The 17060-nt window shown below is 44.2% G+C and carries 14 protein-coding genes and 1 pseudogene; 12 read left to right on the top strand and 3 right to left on the bottom strand.

Translation table 11 applies throughout. The features are described from left to right. Positions 1–31: 31 nt before the first annotated feature. The 3 genes from QFZ77_RS30180 (at position 32) to QFZ77_RS30170 (ending at position 3348) form a co-directional block, all read left to right on the top strand. Positions 32–1144: a fatty acid desaturase family protein gene (locus tag QFZ77_RS30180; RefSeq protein ID WP_307445417.1), complete on the top strand. Its 1113-nt coding sequence runs from the start codon at positions 32–34 to the stop codon at positions 1142–1144. A gap of 37 nt (positions 1145–1181) precedes the next feature. Then, the gene (locus tag QFZ77_RS30175; RefSeq protein ID WP_307445414.1) at positions 1182–1502 is read left to right on the top strand and encodes a MocE family 2Fe-2S type ferredoxin; all 321 of its coding nucleotides are present in this window, start codon (positions 1182–1184) and stop codon (positions 1500–1502) included. A 157-nt stretch (positions 1503–1659) separates the two neighbouring features. Then, the gene (locus tag QFZ77_RS30170; protein ID WP_307445411.1) at positions 1660–3348 is read left to right on the top strand and encodes a GMC oxidoreductase; all 1689 of its coding nucleotides are present in this window, start codon (positions 1660–1662) and stop codon (positions 3346–3348) included. Between the two features lie 212 nt (positions 3349–3560). On the opposite strand, the gene QFZ77_RS30165 is transcribed toward QFZ77_RS30170, so the two are convergent. Together QFZ77_RS30165 and QFZ77_RS30160 are read right to left on the bottom strand one after the other, a co-directional pair. After that, positions 3561–4679: a mandelate racemase/muconate lactonizing enzyme family protein gene (locus QFZ77_RS30165; RefSeq protein ID WP_307445408.1), complete on the bottom strand. Its 1119-nt coding sequence runs from the start codon at positions 4677–4679 to the stop codon at positions 3561–3563. Between the two features lie 23 nt (positions 4680–4702). Then, a pseudogene (locus tag QFZ77_RS30160) lies at positions 4703–4867 on the bottom strand (SDR family oxidoreductase); the annotation flags it as partial. A gap of 129 nt (positions 4868–4996) precedes the next feature. Here QFZ77_RS30160 and QFZ77_RS30155 point away from each other — a divergent pair. The 3 genes from QFZ77_RS30155 to QFZ77_RS30145 all read left to right on the top strand — a co-directional run bounded on the left by QFZ77_RS30155 (position 4997) and on the right by QFZ77_RS30145 (position 7611). Beyond that, complete coding sequence (locus QFZ77_RS30155; RefSeq protein WP_307445404.1) at positions 4997–5392, top strand: hypothetical protein; 396 nt, start codon at positions 4997–4999, stop codon at positions 5390–5392. 40 nt (positions 5393–5432) lie between these two features. Continuing rightward, positions 5433–5867 carry a gluconate 2-dehydrogenase subunit 3 family protein gene (locus QFZ77_RS30150; RefSeq protein WP_307445400.1) on the top strand — a complete coding sequence of 145 codons (435 nt, stop codon included), beginning with the start codon at positions 5433–5435 and terminating at the stop codon, positions 5865–5867. Between the two features lie 157 nt (positions 5868–6024). Beyond that, a complete protein-coding gene (locus QFZ77_RS30145; protein WP_307445396.1) occupies positions 6025–7611 on the top strand; it encodes a GMC family oxidoreductase in 1587 nt (528 codons plus the stop codon). Between the two features lie 58 nt (positions 7612–7669). Here the strand turns inward: QFZ77_RS30145 and QFZ77_RS30140 are convergent, their stop codons facing one another. Beyond that, on the bottom strand, positions 7670–8155 hold the full coding sequence (locus QFZ77_RS30140) for a hypothetical protein (RefSeq protein WP_307445393.1): 486 nt from the start codon (positions 8153–8155) through the stop codon (positions 7670–7672). Positions 8156–8369: 214 nt separating this feature from the next. On the opposite strand from QFZ77_RS30140, the gene QFZ77_RS30135 reads away from it, so the two are divergent. The 6 genes from QFZ77_RS30135 to QFZ77_RS30110 all read left to right on the top strand — a co-directional run bounded on the left by QFZ77_RS30135 (position 8370) and on the right by QFZ77_RS30110 (position 17053). Next, positions 8370–10151 (top strand): cache domain-containing sensor histidine kinase, encoded by a 1782-nt coding sequence (locus QFZ77_RS30135; RefSeq protein WP_307445390.1) that lies wholly within the window; start codon positions 8370–8372, stop codon positions 10149–10151. 4 nt (positions 10152–10155) lie between these two features. After that, positions 10156–11358 carry a response regulator transcription factor gene (locus tag QFZ77_RS30130; protein ID WP_307445386.1) on the top strand — a complete coding sequence of 401 codons (1203 nt, stop codon included), beginning with the start codon at positions 10156–10158 and terminating at the stop codon, positions 11356–11358. Positions 11359–11372: 14 nt separating this feature from the next. After that, positions 11373–12653, top strand: coding sequence for an ABC transporter substrate-binding protein (locus tag QFZ77_RS30125; protein WP_307445380.1), 1281 nt, complete (start codon positions 11373–11375; stop codon positions 12651–12653). A 213-nt stretch (positions 12654–12866) separates the two neighbouring features. After that, positions 12867–14333 (top strand): glycoside hydrolase family 68 protein, encoded by a 1467-nt coding sequence (locus QFZ77_RS30120; protein ID WP_307445377.1) that lies wholly within the window; start codon positions 12867–12869, stop codon positions 14331–14333. Between the two features lie 115 nt (positions 14334–14448). After that, positions 14449–16020: a glycoside hydrolase family 32 protein gene (locus QFZ77_RS30115; protein WP_373462671.1), complete on the top strand. Its 1572-nt coding sequence runs from the start codon at positions 14449–14451 to the stop codon at positions 16018–16020. 31 nt (positions 16021–16051) lie between these two features. Then, positions 16052–17053 (top strand): substrate-binding domain-containing protein, encoded by a 1002-nt coding sequence (locus QFZ77_RS30110; RefSeq protein WP_307445375.1) that lies wholly within the window; start codon positions 16052–16054, stop codon positions 17051–17053. The last annotated feature ends 7 nt before the right edge of the window (positions 17054–17060 follow it).

Genomic DNA, 17060 nt, shown 5'->3' with positions numbered 1-17060 from the left:
AATCATATGACAGGCAAAGGAGGACTCATTCATGGCTACGAATCCGCAAAAAAGAGACTACAGCATTACCGGACCCGAGAATCAGCGCGCGCAAGAGAGAGGACTCGCGACAGCCGAGTGGTATACGAGTCCAATCCCCCGTCAGCGCATGAAAGAGTTAATGAAAAGAAAGAACGGTCCTGCAATCAGGGACACATTCATCTGGTTCGGTTCTCTTGCTGTACTGGGTTTTATCGCTTATCAAACATGGGGCACATGGTGGGCGTTTCCCGCCTTCCTGGCATATGGCATCCTTTATGCGACACCGGGCGATTCCAGGTGGCATGAGTGCGGACATGGAACAGCCTTTAAGACACCATGGATGAACGAGGTCATTTACCAGATCGCTTCCTTCATGGTTTTACGTTCGGCAACGCCTTGGCGATGGAGTCATGCCCGTCACCATACGGACACCATCATCGTCGGCCGTGATCCGGAGATCATTACAGAGCGACCTCCAGTCTGGAAAATCATCCTCATGCAAATCTTTCATTTGTATGGCGGTCCTGTTGAGATCAAACGATTTATCTTACATTTTTTCGGCCTGCTGGACAAACAGGAAAGAGAATATATTCCTGCTTCGGAGCATGGGAAAACGTTTTGGGAAGCACGTATATACGTGTTCATCATACTTGGCGTCATTGCAGCTAGTATATATACCCAAAGCATACTGCCAGCTATGTACATCTTTTTGCCGTCGTTCTATGGAGGCGTTGTCGTCCTTCTCTTTGGTATCACACAGCATCTGGGACTGCATGAGGATGTTCTCGACCATCGACTGAACACCCGTACCGTCTATATGAATCCGATATTCCGGTTTCTGTACTGGAACATGAACTATCATACCGAGCATCACATGTTTCCAATGGTTCCCTATCACGCGTTGCCTAAGCTTCATCAAGAGATGAAGCACGACTGTCCAGCTGCAAGCCCGAGTCTTTTGGCTGCTTTGAAAGAAGTGATTACAGCGCTGATCAGACAAAAGGAAAACCCAGCCTATGTGATCGATCGACCATTACCGGACACCGCGCGTCCTTATTTGTTCGGTATCAGGCAGGAATCTGACGTAAATGCAGCAGTTTCTAATGAAACAGCGGTAAGTTAAACGATAACTAAAATACGAGCTAATGGAGAGAAGAACAATGAGTATCGAACAGTGGATCGAAGCATGCGCTGCGGAGGATATCGATGTGGAGGATGTCATACGCTTTGATTATGAGGATCGGACATTTGCCATTTACCGTACGGCAAACAGTATTTACTACGCCTCCGATGGATACTGTACGCATGAACGAGTTCATTTGGCTACCGGCTTGGTTATGGATGATGTTATTGAGTGCCCGAAGCATAACGGTCGTTTTGACATCCCTACCGGTGCAGCTAAACGCCGACCGGTATGCATCGCTTTAAAAACATACCCTATCAAAATAGAAGAAGGTAAAGTGCTTATCCAAATCGATTAAAGGACTATGTCTGAATGAAATATAAATGATCCGAAAGATTTGTTCTTATTGTTATTAGAATACATAATGGCTCAGCCTCAACATTATAGTATATGTATGGTGGTTATAACTTTGAAACGTTATGAGCAATCATATCTAGGATGGAGAGTGAAAGCCGTTGAAAATATGGGTATCAAACAAGCATGAAACACTTAGAGCAATCGCGATTAAAAACCGTTTACCCGTTGAAGAACTCGTTTCGCTTAATCCACATATTGAACATCCGGATCTGGACATCACCGGCAAATCGGTTTATCTTCCTTCTGCAATTGAATCGAACAGTGAAATCCAATCGAGAGCCGCTACGGCTGGCTCCATTCCGACTTGCCCGGTTGTACCGACGGAACCTCTGAATAACTGGATCCCCCTCACGCCGCTCTCCCAGATGGCTCAGCAGGAATATGATGTTCTGATCATCGGCACCGGAGCCGGCGGAGGATCTGTCCTATGGAGATTATGCGAACAATGGAAAAAGCAAAAGAAGCGAATTGGCATCATTGAGCGTGGAGACCAGGTGATCCCGACGCATGCCCGAAATCTGACGACGTTGAACCAAGAGCGACTCGTAGCTTATTTTAGTCACTTATCCAAGCCGCTGCCGGGTGCTATGCCAGAATATCCGGGAGCCAGGCAGCTTTTTGCGCTGGGTGGCAGAACTTTATTCTGGTATGCATTTACTCCCCGGATGCATCCGTGGGATCTGGCGAAATGGCCTATACCTGTTCAGGAGATGGAAAGCTATTACGGCATTGCAGAACAAGTTATGAATGTCACCGGAGCATTTGCGGAAGGGGCTTCGTTCACGGATATTTTACTGGAACGGTTGTGGCTGCGCGGTTATTCCAAAGCGGCACCTCTTCCGCTTGCGGCTGATATCGTACCCCAATCTTTCGGACAGCTTCATACCGACATGTTTACGAGTTCCATTTCTTTGCTTGCCAGAGCGCTGCATCATAGGCCTTTCGATTTGGCGATCAACGCACGTGCCACGCAGATTCTCCATGACAACGGAAAAGTCACGGGAGTCAAGGTCGTTTCCCCGGATAAAACCGCTTATACCCTAAAAGCCAAAACAGTTGTTTTGAGCGCGAGTACTTTTGAGACGCCACGATTGCTGCTATATTCGGGATTTAAACACCGAGCGCTGGGACACTTCTTGACGAATCAAACCTTTGTGCAAGCAACAGGAACGATATCTACAACTGATTTCCCTTTCCCATGGGGTCCCTTGAATATTATGATACCGCAAAAACCGGATACTCCTTACTCCGTGCTAATGACTGGGCCGGAAGCTTTCTACTGGTATCCAGTTACCATTGAAAGACCGTTTACAGGTGAAACAACGGTCAACTTCTATGGTTATGGTAAAGTTGAACCGAGATACGAAAATCGGATTACCCTGAATCCTGACAAAATAGACGAGTACGGTGTCCCTGAAATAAAGGTTCATTTCTCCTTGAGTGAGACCGATAGGAACGTCGTTGGCCAAATGACAGAAGGGATAAAGCGCATTGCCAAGGATACGGGCGTACGTCTGATTTCCAAGAATGGCAAACCGCCCATTTGCTTGACCCCGCTCGGCGATTTGCATCATGACTCAGGCACATGCCGAATTGGTGACGATCCCAATACTTCCGTCGCTAACCAATACGGGCAAATCCACGGAGTCTCCGGCCTCTATGTGGCCGACAACAGTGCTTTACCTTACATCGGAGCCGAAAATCAAACTTTGACTACGATTGCGCTCGCCATTCGTACGGCTGATCATATTATTCGGCAGGCGGGTATGCAGCCGAAAACGAAATGAAAAAGCCTCCTGGCCGATTTGATTGGCAATAGACCTAGACACTTTCCAACGAAAGTGTCTCTTTACGTGGGCTTGGCACCGCGCTCTGTTAACAGCTGAAGTCCGACCCCAAAGGTGGGGACTTAGCACGCAGCCCGGAACTGTGGAAGAAAAGCAACAACATTAAAGGAGGTTATATCTCAGACAGGAGCCGGAACCAATAGGACTTTTACCTACGTATAACTACTTCCATCCCATCGATAAAATGAAAGCATTTCAAGATCAATTTCGAGCCCAATTCCACAACCGTCTGGAATTGTTATTTCTCCGTTCGAAGGTTGAATTGGAAGCAATCCAGTAAAAGGGTTGTCCATTACATCCCATTCCACGGGCTCGATGGAGTCCGATTTCATTTTACTCCACGGTTCCAGGCTAGCTTGAGCGAAAAGGGCATATTGACGCGATAAGGCGCCGTCATAAGTATGCGGAGTTATGCGAATGCCAAAACTTCTAGCTAGACTTAATGTTTCTCTGTAAACATCGATCCCGGACATATGGAGAGGATCGGGAGTGATGAAATCGAGGACACGCTGTGTAAGCAAGGGAATAAAATCTTTCGTTGTTTTGATATTCTCACCGCCGGCCAATGGTACAACCAAACGGTTTCTTAGTAGTGCGTAATTAGAAACTTGCTTTATCTCCAGCGGTTCTTCAAGCCAAAGCAGATTGGGCCAGGCTTCCAAAAAAGGCCGCCATTGAAGGGTAGCACTTATGTCATAGCTTTGATTGGCGTCCAAAGCCAGCTTCATTTCTCCTTGTAACAATGACTGCACCAAGTTGATATGCTGTTGATCTTCAACAATTGATTTTCCGCCTATTTTTAGCTTGACCTCTTTATATCCTTGATTTACTGCCTTTTCAACAGCCGTCAGAGAATGCTTTTGCCAGTCCATATCTTCCGAATAGGACTGAAAGGAGGCATATACAGGCACTTTATCACGAAACTTGCCGCCCCACAGGTTACACACGGATACCCCGCATATTTTCGCCATAATTTCGGTTAATGCCATACTAACGGCAGCAGCAGCGCGGGAGTGCCATTTTTTTATGACCTGCACCATTTTTATTCTGTTGAAGATCGACTCGCCGATCAAATAGGGAATGATTCGCTCATGAAAACCTTTGTGCAAGGTTGGCAGCCAATCGTCGCACTCCCCCCAGCCTTCGACGCCTGTATTGGTCGTTATACGAATCAGATAGCACGTTCGGTACGATTTGATACCGTTGGCATCGCCATATGGCTTGGGAATACGGTAGAAGAGTGGAAATGTTTCAATTTTGCGAATCTGCACGGAGTGATACCTCCCAGATTTATTTAGCCGTTCACAATAACACCGCCGGTGGCGTGAATGAATTGCCCGGAAATATAAGACGAGTCATCCGATGCCAAAAATACATAAGATGGCACAATTTCGTAAGGTTGGCCGGTTCCTTTCGGGAGTTGCTGGACTTGCATCTCTTCCGTTATCCCATTCATTTTGTCGACCTCCTTGCCTTTATCTTAGTATGGTTGCCAACCCTGTATATTATGACCACTCTTGGATGAATTTTCTGGATGCTGGATATGCTATGGTCATCGAAAACCTTACATAAGAAATGAGGGAGATCCATGTTTTGGCATGCTTGGCCCATTGCACGAATATTAATTCTGTTTGTCAGCTTGGCTTTCATGCTGGTGGGGATTCAGGTGACGATGTTTCATTACCGGCAAAATTTTCACCATAAGGCGATGTGGCTTCCGGTCATTTCTTCGCCGATTTTTTTTGTGATTGGACTCGCTCTTACGATCTATAACGTTTCTTGGTTAAGTGCTTTGTTTCAGATCCTGATGTGGTTTGGGGTGGTCTCCGGACTAATCGGGTTTTATTTTCATGTCCGGGGAGTCGGTGTCCGTGTTGGCGGTTGGGCGCTTCGCAACTTCCTCATCGGACCGCCAGTTACGCTCCCGATGATGTTTACCGCCATCAGCGTGCTTGGACTTATCGCGGTCTTTTGGAGATCGTGATCATGAACGCATACAAAACGGATGAAGGACGGAAGCAGATATGAACGTAAAAACGCGGTACCCTTCCTTTAACGTCCTGGACGAAAAGGATGAGTGGGATGATCATACGCAGCAAATCGTAACTTCGCGGACGCATCCAATTGCGGGTTATCAGTTTCTAAACGAACAGGAAGTTGAAATATTACGCTACCTTTGCAGTTTGTTGGTGAACGACGATTCACCGGACTCGCTTGAGTTTGTCATTGGTCATTTCGATCAAATCTTGTATTCGTCACCTGGCGAAGGGCAAAGAAGAGCCGGCGTGCCAGCCGCGCCAGAATTGATTCGGCAAGGACTGAAGGCGATAGAACAAACATCACAACATAAGTACTCCGTTTCTTTTACGGAATTGAACACCGAACAACAAAAGCAGATAATCCAAGACATCAGCGCTGCAAGAGTGGAACCGACGGAGGTCTGGAATGGAATGCTTTAGCAGGCACTATTTGAAAAACTGATGCGGCTCACGGTTGAAGCATACTGCTCCCATCCGCGGGTTTGGTCTGAAATCGGTTATGCGGGTCCGGCTTATCCGCGGGGATACGTGCGTACACAGCTCGGACAATTGGATCCATGGGAGGCGAAGGCGGAAAATGAAGCGTAAATATGTGAATGAAGAAGTAGATGCTGTCATCGTTGGCGCCGGTGCTGCGGGAGGGGTATTGGCAAAAGAATTAAGCGAAGCCGGATTATCTGTCGTCGTGCTGGACGCCGGTCCTTTCCGTGATCCGCAGAAGGATTTTGCCAGCGATGAACTCTCCATGAGAAATCTTGCGTGGCAAGATACGCGAATCGTAGCCGGCAACGATCCGCTCACGATGGGGCATAACAATTCCGGCCGCGGCATCGGCGGAGGAACGACCCACTTTACAGCCGTTTTTTTGCGATTTCAGGATTTAGACTTTAAAGCAAGGACGATGGATGGGATAGGCGAAGATTGGCCGATAAGCTATGAAGATCTTGAACCCTATTACACCCGAACGGAAAAAGAAATTGCGGTCTCCGGACCCAAACATTTTCCCTGGGGACATTTCAATGGTCCTTATCCATATCCGGAGCGGGAACCGCTGAGTCCGAACGCATATATGTTCATGAACGGTTGCGAAAAGCTGGGGATCCGTTCTTCCGTTGCTCCTCTGGCCATTTTGTCCGCCCCGTTCGAAGGACGTCCCCCTTGCATCAACCGTGGATTTTGCAATCAGGGCTGCATGCCGGATGCCAAATTCAGCACACTGATCGTGCACATTCCGAAAGCCATCAAGGCAGGAACCGAGGTATTGCCGGATTGCATGGTGACGCAAGTGTTGATGGGCAAAGACGGATTGGCCAAAGGCGTGACATTCGTTCATGACGGTAAAACGTATGAGCAAAAGGCCAAAATGGTCATCCTGAGCGCATTTGTGGTAGAGACTCCGAGGCTGCTGCTCAATTCGGCAAACGCGCAGTTTCCAGATGGACTTGCGAACAGCAGCGGCATGGTCGGAAAATCCATCATGGTGCATAGCAGTAATGATGTGTACGCGAAATTCGATTACGAGGTCCGTCTGTATAAAGGGACACCGGTACTTGCGACGACATTGGATTATTACCGGACAGACCCGAACCGCGATTTTGTTCGCGGCTATACACTTCATGCCCATGGCGCAAGACCGGTTGAATTCGCAAATGGGGTCTCCAAATCACAGGGTGGCCCAGTATGGGGCGACCGACTTAGGCATGCGCTCCTGGATTACAATTATTACGGAAGAGTCACACTGGTCGGCGAGGTATTGCCGAATCCGAATAATCGAGTTACTTTAACGGACGAGAAAGATGAATATGGTTTGCCGCGGGCAAAGGTTACGTTCAGTTACGGGGAGAACGATCAAAAGCTGATCAAACACGCGGTAAGTACGATGAGCTCGATATTGGAGGCCGAGAGTGGAAAGGTGGAGTTCATCGTTCCGGATACGGCACATATGATGGGAGGATGCAGAATGGGGGACAACCCGGCAGATTCGGTCGTCAATTCTTATGGACAAAGTCACGACATCCCCAATTTGTTCGTTTGCGATGCGAGTATCTTTGTCACTTCCGGTGCCGGTAATCCGACCAACACCGTCATGTCGCTTGCGTTGCGCACGGCTGATTACATCAAAGAAAAAGCAAAGAAAAAAGAAATGCAAGCAAGCCGGGGATAACCGGCTTGTTTGCATTTCTAAAGATGAGTTAGTCCGACCAACGTTCATATGGGACAACTTAACCGGCATTTCTGAAATGTTCGAGTATGCATTTATAAGCGAATTGATCCGCCTGCTCTTCGAAAGACACTTTTCGGTAATCCGCAACAGCTTTCACCATATGTTGGCGAGAGATCAAGTAGTGCCTGTATTCTTTAGTGCTTTCACGTTTTAGATGGGACAAAGCATCCATGAGATGGGAAAACTCATGGAACAAGATAAAATAAGGGAGCTCTTTCCGGCGGAGACGATAACGCTTCATTATGCTCTGTTCGTCTTCCGTTAGGAAACCGTCGTATGGAATTTGCACGAAGATTTTTATCTTTTTAATTGCCTGATCCGCGATCACCGAACCCCCGTAAAAAGGTCCCCACGACACGTGAAGTGAACATACGACTGAAGGTGCGAATCGGGTCGAGAGCAGAACAAATTGTTCCTGAAGTCGGTTATTCCAAACGCGTATCCGTAATTTTCGCCATTTGTAAGCAAGTAACAGTTTGTGCACAATGAATCCTCCCCCTTGTCCAACTTACGATGGGGGCGGAGTTTATACAAGTTGAAAATAAAGGGAATAAAGGTTCGGTTACGGACTGATTTTTTCATCAAAGACCGAATCTTATAAAGCTGGAGGATCCCTTTACAAATATTGGTGAAAGAAATCACAATGCTAAGAGGTTAGAATAATAGCTAGGTGATTTTAAATAAAAGGAGTATTTTTTGTGAAAAGCATTCAAAGCCGTTTGTTAATCATGCTGCTCGTTTTTATTATCCTTCCGTATTTTCTGTCCATGCTGTTGATTTATCAGCAAACGAAAAAGAATGTGGAACGGCATGAGCTTGAGAACAGCCGCGAGCAAATTGGGCAGGCGTCCGAAGACCTGGAGCAATATTTTGATGACATCGTTAATCTTCCGTATATTTTATACCGAAATCCTGACCTGTTCATGATTTTCGAAAAAGGCTTCGAAAGGTCCCTTTATTTCAATCAGCTTGAAATCTATAAAGGCATGACAACCTTTTATCTGATGAGAAATGAAATTAGGCAGGTTCGGTTATACATCGAGGAAGGAAAAAACTCGTTTACGGTTTATAATGCGATGATAAGTTCCCGTAAGCGGCAGCCGGATTTGTTGAAACAAGCCTCTATTCAGAAGCTAATAAACTCTGATTCTAACTTTCTAATCGAACCTCCACATCAGATTGAAAATTATAACAATACAGCAATTATGCCCCCATCGGATAAAGCGATGGTGTTGACAATTCATCACAAAATCTTGGACGCCCTTTCGAAAGAATTTCTCGGTATTATCACGATAGACATCGATTTGGACAAATTTGCTCGCATATCTAATCATTTTCTTCAAAAAAATAAAGAGTCCGTATTGCTTTCCGATTCGGACGGTCATGTCGTCTATGCAAGTGATGCAGCCATGATTGGCAAGGCCGTTCCAGCAGAATTACAAAAGAAAATCAATCAGTCGGCTGCAGGCGCACAGTTTTCGAATGGCGATATTATCTTTTCCAAAACGTTGTCGGAACCTTTAAATCAATGGCACTTTGTTAAGATAACCTCAAGCAAATTTTTATTTAATGACGTGAGGAAAACCGCCTACACGAACATCATCGTTGGTGTAATCGTGGGAGTTCTGGGCTTAATCATGATAGCCATCATATCATACAAGATTACTCGTCCGATCAAGCTGCTTAGCCGAAAAGTGCTGAGCATTGAAGGAGGGAACATGAATGCTCCGTTTGACGACAAGAGGGAAGATGAAATCGGCAATCTGGAAAGGCATATCAAGGAAATGATGAACCGGATCAATCGTCACATCGACCGTGAGTACAAGCTGGAGATTGAGAATAGGAAGAACCAGCACAGGGCGCTAAAGTCCCAGATTAATCCTCACTTTTTATACAACTCTCTCCAATCCATTGGTGCGGTTGCCCTATTTAACGAATCTCCGCGAGTATATCAATTGGTAGTCTCCTTATCCAAAATGATGCGGTACTCCATTCGTGTGGATCAACAGGCCACAGTTCGGAGTGAAGTGGATTATGTAAGAGCGTATTTGAACCTTCAAGAGGAGCGGTTTCAAACCGATTTTAGCTATTCTATCGACATACCCAAGGACATTCTTGGTATTTCAGTTCCGAGTATGATTTTGCAGCCGCTCGTTGAAAACTTCTTTAAACACTGTTATGAAGAGGGGTTCGAACATGCCCACTTGCGTATTTACGGTGAAATACGAAGTGAATATTTGGATCTAGTTGTTGAAAATAACGGCCGCAGTATGACGGATGATGAGCTGACGGCATTAAAAAATAAAATCTACGCGCCGGTATACGAAGGAAACTACTCGCCCCAGCATATCGGCTTGAAAAACATTCATGACCGCTTGGTTCTTAATTATGATCCAACAGCAGGAATCCTACTTGATTCGATGCAGGGACAAGGGTTTTCCGTTCAGCTGGTGATTCCACTCTACCTCAAGGAGGATTGACGTAATGAAAGCTCTTATCGTGGATGATGAGTCCAATGTAAGGAAAATTATTCGTTTTATGGGACAGTGGCAGAAACATGGGATTACCGACATTTTGGAAGCCAGAAATGGTGAAGAGGCAAAAGCGTTGATTGATCTGGAAAGTCCGGAAATCATCATGACAGACGTGAAAATGCCAAAAAAGAACGGGATAGAGTTGATCGAGTGGTTGGATGCCAATTCTTATCCGGGAAAAGTGATTTTGATTACAGGGTTTGACGACTATTCCTTCATGCGTAAAGCGATTAAGCACGGCAGCTTCGATTATTTGTTGAAGCCCATCGAAAATGAAATGCTAAATGAAACACTTGCGGGAGCGGTAGAATCTTGGAAAAAAGAAGAGGAAGAACGCAGCAATGTAGAGTCGGGCGTCTATGAAGAGGCTAAGAAGCTTCGCTTAAACAAGGGGGTTACCTCGGCATGTAACGGGGAACTTTTTGATTCCGACGAAATTGCCTTGTCTCTTCCGCATGCGGACGCATACGATCTTACATTGATATATTTTTACCAAACTCATCATTCGGATCCCTACCTCCAGCATTTGACGGATGAGCTGGTTACTCGGGAATGGGGGAATGCCTATGCTCTTCAGAACGACCCTAATGTCTGTGTGATACTTTCTGTTCACGGCCAATTCTTCCCGGTAGAGGAATGGATTACCCAGCATATTGATATTCCCGTTCGTCTGGTTAGCGGCCTCCCACTGACATCGATGGAAGAGATCCCGCAATCTTTTCAATCTGCGCAAAGGGCAATGGCTGAGCAAAATTTCAGAGCCATACACCGTTTGACGGATTTGGATGATGCCAGGCGCATGCATGACATTGTTGCTTTTGTAAATGAACATTATATGCAAGAGTTAAGTTTGGACAAACTTTCAAACCGATTCTTCCTGAGCCGCGAACATATCTCGCGACGATTCAAGCAAGAAAACGGGATGACCCTCTCCAACTACGTTATTCAATTAAGAATAAAACAAGCTAAACAGTGGTTAAGCCAAACGGACGAGAAAATGTACTCGATTGCATTAAAGCTCGGGTATCAGGATGAAACTTACTTTTCGAAATTGTTTAAACGAATTGTTGGCATGACGCCTCTTGAATATCGGAATAAGGAGGGAAACCGGGAAATAACGGAATTGGGATTGCTTCATAAAAGTTGTAAATGAAACGAGGGGGTATCATGATAATCAAGGTTTTTCAATACATTTTAGCTGGGTTGCTAACCCTAGCGCTTTCTTCTTGCTGGGCGGACAATCGTTCGGTGAAAGAAATAGATACAATGAGTGCTGATCAGAAAATCACTTTGGAGGTACTGAATCCCAAAGTGGAAATTTCCACGGAGTTTGAGCAGATGGTAAAGGAATACGAGAAAGAAAATCCGAATGTAAAGATGAATATTTTAACCTTTGGCGGAGGGGCAAACTACCTTGCCGAATTGAAAGCAAGATTTGCAGCAAATAAAGGTCCCGATATCTTCCCTAATGGCGGTTACGAAGAAGCGAAGGCATGGAGAAGGTATCTGGAGGATTTATCCGATCAGCCGTGGGTGAAAAATGTGGTTGATGAGGCCCTTGAGCCGATGAAGATGGACGGGAAAATTTACGGGATGCCTGTAAATTTAGAAGGCTACGGCTTTATCTATAATAAGGATTTATTCGCAAAGGCTGGTATTTACACACTGCCAAAAACGCTCTCCGAATTAAAGGCAGCGGCGGAAAAGCTGCATTCCGCAGGTATTACCCCTTTTGCGGTCGGATATTCAGATAGTTGGTTTTTCATTCTCATGTTGAATATTGCTTTTGCCCAGCAGGATGACCCAGACGCTTTTATTCAAGCTTTGAACGACGGAACGCAATCCATCGAAGGGAACAAAAAGTTCGAAGATCTGACTCGAATGCTGGATTTGACCGTTCAATACGGCAATAAAGATTTTCTGACGACCGACTATAATGCCGAAGTCGCTTTGTTTGCAACCGGCAAAGCTGCGATCCTGAAACAAGGGAATTGGGCTCAATCTAAGATTGATCAAATAACGCCGAATATGAGTATCGGTTTCTTACCCATTCCGATTAATGATGATGCCAGAAACGATGCCTTGCCGGTGGGCGTATCCAATAACTGGGTTGTAAACAAAGAATCTTCGCCGGAGAAAAAGAAAGAAGCAAAGAAATTCTTAAACTGGATGGTTTCATCGGAACAAGGCAAAACGTTTATGAAGGAACAATTCCATTTTATTTCTGCGTTTAAAAATATAGAGACGGACCGTTCAGGACCGCTCGTGGACGATATTATTCGTTACTCAAAGGATAAGAAAACATTGCCCTGGAACTGGTTTAAATTTCCTACGAGGGCAAGAGAAGAGTTCGGCTATGCTATGCAAGCTTATGTAGGCAAACAGCTTAACCGCGATCAATTGCTTCAGGAATTCCAAAAATCCTGGAAAAAGGCTGAGCAGAAATAATTGGCTTTTTAGATTCATAACCCTTTCGCCTCTGATACTTAGTATCAAAGCGGTAAGGGTTATTTTGTGCTTTGGATCGAGTGTCCCCGTCCGTCTGAATCAATATAAGCCTGCAAATCTATCAATGTACGACATGTTCATAACTTTCCCTTTGCCTTAAACTATAAATTGTGGAGAGAAAAAAACATACAATAGAACAGGAGTTGTAAGATTATGAACATCAAAAAATTTGTTAAACGGGCAACAACAGTAAGCTTGACAACAGCAATGTTGGTAGGAGGTGGTACTCAAGCATTTGCTAAAGAAAAAGACAATGCGGATTACAAAGAAAATTATGGTTTTTCCCACATTACACGCTCTGATATGCTGAAAATACCTGAACAACAAAAGAGTGTACAATTTCAAGCACCTCAATTCGATGCATCAACAATAAAAAACATTCCTTCGGCAAAAGGTTATGATGAGCAGGGCAACTTGATCGATATCGATGTTTGGGATAGCTGGCCACTGCAAAACGCTGATGGAACAGTAGCAAATTATAATGGCTACAATATCGTTTTTGCTTTAGCAGGAGATCCTAAAAGAGGATGGGACACATTTGTCTACATGTTCTATCAAAAAGTAGGCGATACTTCTATTGATAGCTGGAAAAATGCTGGAAGAGTATTTAAGGATAGCGATAAATTCGTTCCTAACGATCCTTTTCTCAAATATCAAGCAGAAGAATGGTCAGGATCCGCAACCTTAACATCGGATGGAAAAGTTCGCTTATTCTATACAGATCGTCAGGGTTGGGACCCCAATCACGGGTTTTATGGTAAACAAACCTTAACAACAGCTCAAGTCAATGTATCTCAACCAGATAAAAGTACGCTTAAAATTGATGGCGCCCAGGATCTCAAATCGATATTTGATGGCGGAGACGGCAAAATCTATCAAAATGTTATGCAAGGAATCGAAGCGGAGAACTATTCGGATAATCATACATTAAGAGACCCTCACTATGTGGAAGACAACGGTCATAAATACCTTGTTTTCGAAGCTAACACAGGAACGGAAGTTGGTTATCAAGGAGAGGCATCGCTCTTCAACAAAGCTTTCTACGGCGGAAACACGCCATTCTTCCAGGATGAAAAAAATAAATTGCTTCAAGGTCCTAAAAAACGTGCTGCTGAGTTAGCGAATGGCGCATTAGGTATTATTGAATTGAACGACGATTATACGTTGAAAAAAGTCATGAAACCGTTAATTGCATCGAACACAGTAACAGATGAAATCGAACGTGCCAACGTATTTAAAATGAATGATAAATGGTATTTATTCACAGATTCCAGGGGATCCAAAATGACGATTGATGGAATCGGCGGGAATGATGTCTACATGTTAGGCTATGTGTCCGATTCCTTAACAGGAACATACAAACCGTTAAATGACAGCGGACTTGTATTAAACATGAATCTTGATCCTAAAGATCTTACCTGGACTTATTCTCACTTTGCAGTACCGCAAGCTGACGGTAAAAATGTGGTTATCACAAGTTACATGACAAACAGAGGTTTATATGCAGACCACAAATCTACCTTTGCGCCGAGTTTCTTGTTGAACATTAATGGTTCAAAAACTTCGGTTGTGGGTGATAGTATCCTTGCACAAGGGCAATTAACGACTGACACGAAGTAGATTAACAAAAAATAATGAAAACATCCTCAATAATGCAATAGAAAATGCCGATGTAAATCGGCGTTTTCTTTTTTTGCAAAAGGAATAAACAGCAGCTGGGCGAGGAGGTGCCAACTTGAACTATACAACAAAGCATAAGAAAGCAGCAAAACGAATAGGTGTAGTTATGATTTGTTTCATTATTTTGGTGACGATAGGATTGAAGAACGAAACCATCGATTCAGTTTTGCCAACGTATCGAGCTAGCTATCATTTCACTACGCCTGACAAATGGAAAAACGACCCTCAGCGGCCGATTTATTTAGATGGAAAGTATCATTACTATTATCTCTATAATCATGATTATCCGAACGGAAATGGAACCGAATGGCGGCATGCGACATCAACGGATTTGGTGCATTGGAAAGATGAAGGGGTGGCCATTCCTAAATATACAACCAGAAATGGAGATACATGGAGCGGATCAGTCGTTGTGGACGAGAAAAATACGGCTGGCTTTGGAAAAGAGGCGCTTGTCGCGATCGTGACACAGCCATCTGCAAAAGGCGGGAAGCAGGAACAATATCTGTGGTACAGTACGGACAAAGGAAAAACGTTTACTTCTTATCGTGACGATCCCATTATCCCGAATCCGGGCACAAAAGATTTTAGAGACCCGAAAATCATCTGGGATCATCAGACTAGTAAGTGGGTGATGGCAATGGCGGAAGGGACGAAGATTGGTTTTTATGAGTCGCAGAATTTAAAAGATTGGCACTATACTAGCGGCTTTTTAACTGAAAATATCGGAATTGTAGAGTGCCCTGATCTTTATCTGATGAGAGCGAATGACGGGACAATGAAATGGGTTCTTGGTGCCAGTGCAAATGGTAAATCGACAGGTAAACCAAACACTTACGCCTATTGGACTGGACATTTTAATGGAAAGGAATTTTTCCCTGATCAAAGTGACCCTCAGTGGTTAGATTACGGCTTTGATTGGTATGGTGCTGTCACGTTTGAAGAAGGGAAAGACAGAGATAAACCCAACCATCGTTATGCTTTGGCATGGATGAATAATTGGGATTATCCACATAATAGTCCAACACTGCAAGAGGGCTTTAACGGAATGGATTCGATTGTTCGTCAAATTAACTTAAAACATGATGGCGATACGTATCGTTTGGTTTCACAACCCATTGAAGCATTGAATCAATTGACAAATACAACGGATTCGTTGAAACAAATAGAGGTTAATGGCTCTGAAACTCTTCATGTAACAGGAGATGCGTACCAGCTTGAGACAGATATATCATGGTCAGAGATCAAGAGTGTAGGATTAAGACTTCGAGAATCAACAGACAAAAACCGCCATGTAGATGTAGGTGTTTTTGCAGAAGGCGGGTACTCTTATGTCAACAGAGCTTTTACAGGTCAGCCTGACAAGAGTGGAAAATATGGTGAAAGCAGGGCACCCTTTGATGTGAGTAAGAAGCACGTTCACTTAAAGATTCTCGTCGATAAAACAAGCATTGAAGTCTTTATGGATGATGGAACCATCGTTTTTTCCAATGAAATTTTCCCAGAATTAAACGATCAAGGAATTACCCTTTTTTCGGAAGGCGGCACCGCGATCTTTAAAAATGTTGTAATCAAGCGCTTCAACAAAGATAGTGCTCAAAGGAAATCAGATTTATATGTCGAATAGTAAATAAAAAATTATTAGGGGCTAGTTTATTATGAAAAGCATAAAAGTATTATCATATGTATTTGTTGCATTTTCTTTGGTTGCGCTTACAGCATGCTTTTCAAGTAAAATACCGGAGTCTTCAAAAACATCTGAAGCAACGGTTGCAGTAACAGAAAAAGCAGAACCGGCAAATAAAGAGAAAGATGTCGTGGTAGGATTTACTTTGCAAAATTTAAGTAATCCATTCTTTGTTGCGATGTCCAAAGGCGCTACTGCAGGTGCTATGCTGCATGGTGCTGATGTAATCACAGTAAGTGCAGAGGGTGATTTGGCTAAGCAAACAGCTCAAATCCAGGATTTTATTGCAAGAAAAGTAAATGTGATTCTTCTAAATGCTGTAGATTCCAAAGGTATAGCGGGTGCTGTTAGTCAAGCTAGAGCGGCGGGAATCCCCGTCATTGCAGTTGACGTAGGTGCAGATGGAGGCGTGAACACGGTTGTAACCTCAGATAACTTTCTTGCTGGAAAATTAGCTGGGGAATATATTGTTAAGCGCTTAAATGGAAAAGGAAATGTTGTTGTCATTGATGGCCCTCCTGTATCTGCTGTAACGGATCGTATCGCTGGGTTTGAAGAAGCAATTAGAGCTACTCCAGGAATTAGAGTAGTTGCTAAAAAAAATGGGTATGGCAACCGTGAAATATCGGCTTCCATGGTGGAAACCATTTTGCAAACATATAATAAAGGGGAAATTGACGCTGTATTTGCAACGAATGACCCTTCTGGCGTTGGTGCTAAAATGGCTGCGGAACAGGCAGGTCGCGATAAAGAAATGTTTATTGTAGGTGTAGATGGAGCACCAGATGCCGTTAAAGCGCTGAAAGAAAAGAAAAGTTTTGTTGCGACCTCAGCACAGTACCCGTTTGAAATGATTAAATTGGCAATGGATGAGGGTTTTAAAGTTCTTAAAGGTGAAAAAATAGAATCGTTAATTAAAATTCCTGTGGACCTGATTACCCAAGATAATGTAGAAACATACAAAGGCTGGTAATATTCTC

This window comes from Paenibacillus sp. V4I3, assembly GCF_030817215.1.
GTDB lineage: Bacteria > Bacillota > Bacilli > Paenibacillales > NBRC-103111 > Paenibacillus_E.
The sequence above is the reverse complement of the archived record's forward strand: the minus strand, read 5'-3'. Positions and strand labels throughout refer to the sequence as shown.

Excerpts from the sequence above, each read along its gene's own strand:
- QFZ77_RS30125 (WP_307445380.1), top strand. The coding sequence starts at position 11,373 with ATGATAATCAAGGTTTTTCAATACATTTTAGCTGGGTTGCTAACCCTA.
- QFZ77_RS30155 (WP_307445404.1), top strand. The coding sequence starts at position 4,997 with ATGTTTTGGCATGCTTGGCCCATTGCACGAATATTAATTCTGTTTGTC.
- QFZ77_RS30180 (WP_307445417.1), top strand. The coding sequence starts at position 32 with ATGGCTACGAATCCGCAAAAAAGAGACTACAGCATTACCGGACCCGAG.
- QFZ77_RS30130 (WP_307445386.1), top strand. The coding sequence starts at position 10,156 with ATGAAAGCTCTTATCGTGGATGATGAGTCCAATGTAAGGAAAATTATT.
- QFZ77_RS30150 (WP_307445400.1), top strand. The coding sequence starts at position 5,433 with ATGAACGTAAAAACGCGGTACCCTTCCTTTAACGTCCTGGACGAAAAG.
- QFZ77_RS30145 (WP_307445396.1), top strand. The coding sequence starts at position 6,025 with ATGAAGCGTAAATATGTGAATGAAGAAGTAGATGCTGTCATCGTTGGC.
- QFZ77_RS30110 (WP_307445375.1), top strand. The coding sequence starts at position 16,052 with ATGAAAAGCATAAAAGTATTATCATATGTATTTGTTGCATTTTCTTTG.
- QFZ77_RS30120 (WP_307445377.1), top strand. The coding sequence starts at position 12,867 with ATGAACATCAAAAAATTTGTTAAACGGGCAACAACAGTAAGCTTGACA.
- QFZ77_RS30175 (WP_307445414.1), top strand. The coding sequence starts at position 1,182 with ATGAGTATCGAACAGTGGATCGAAGCATGCGCTGCGGAGGATATCGAT.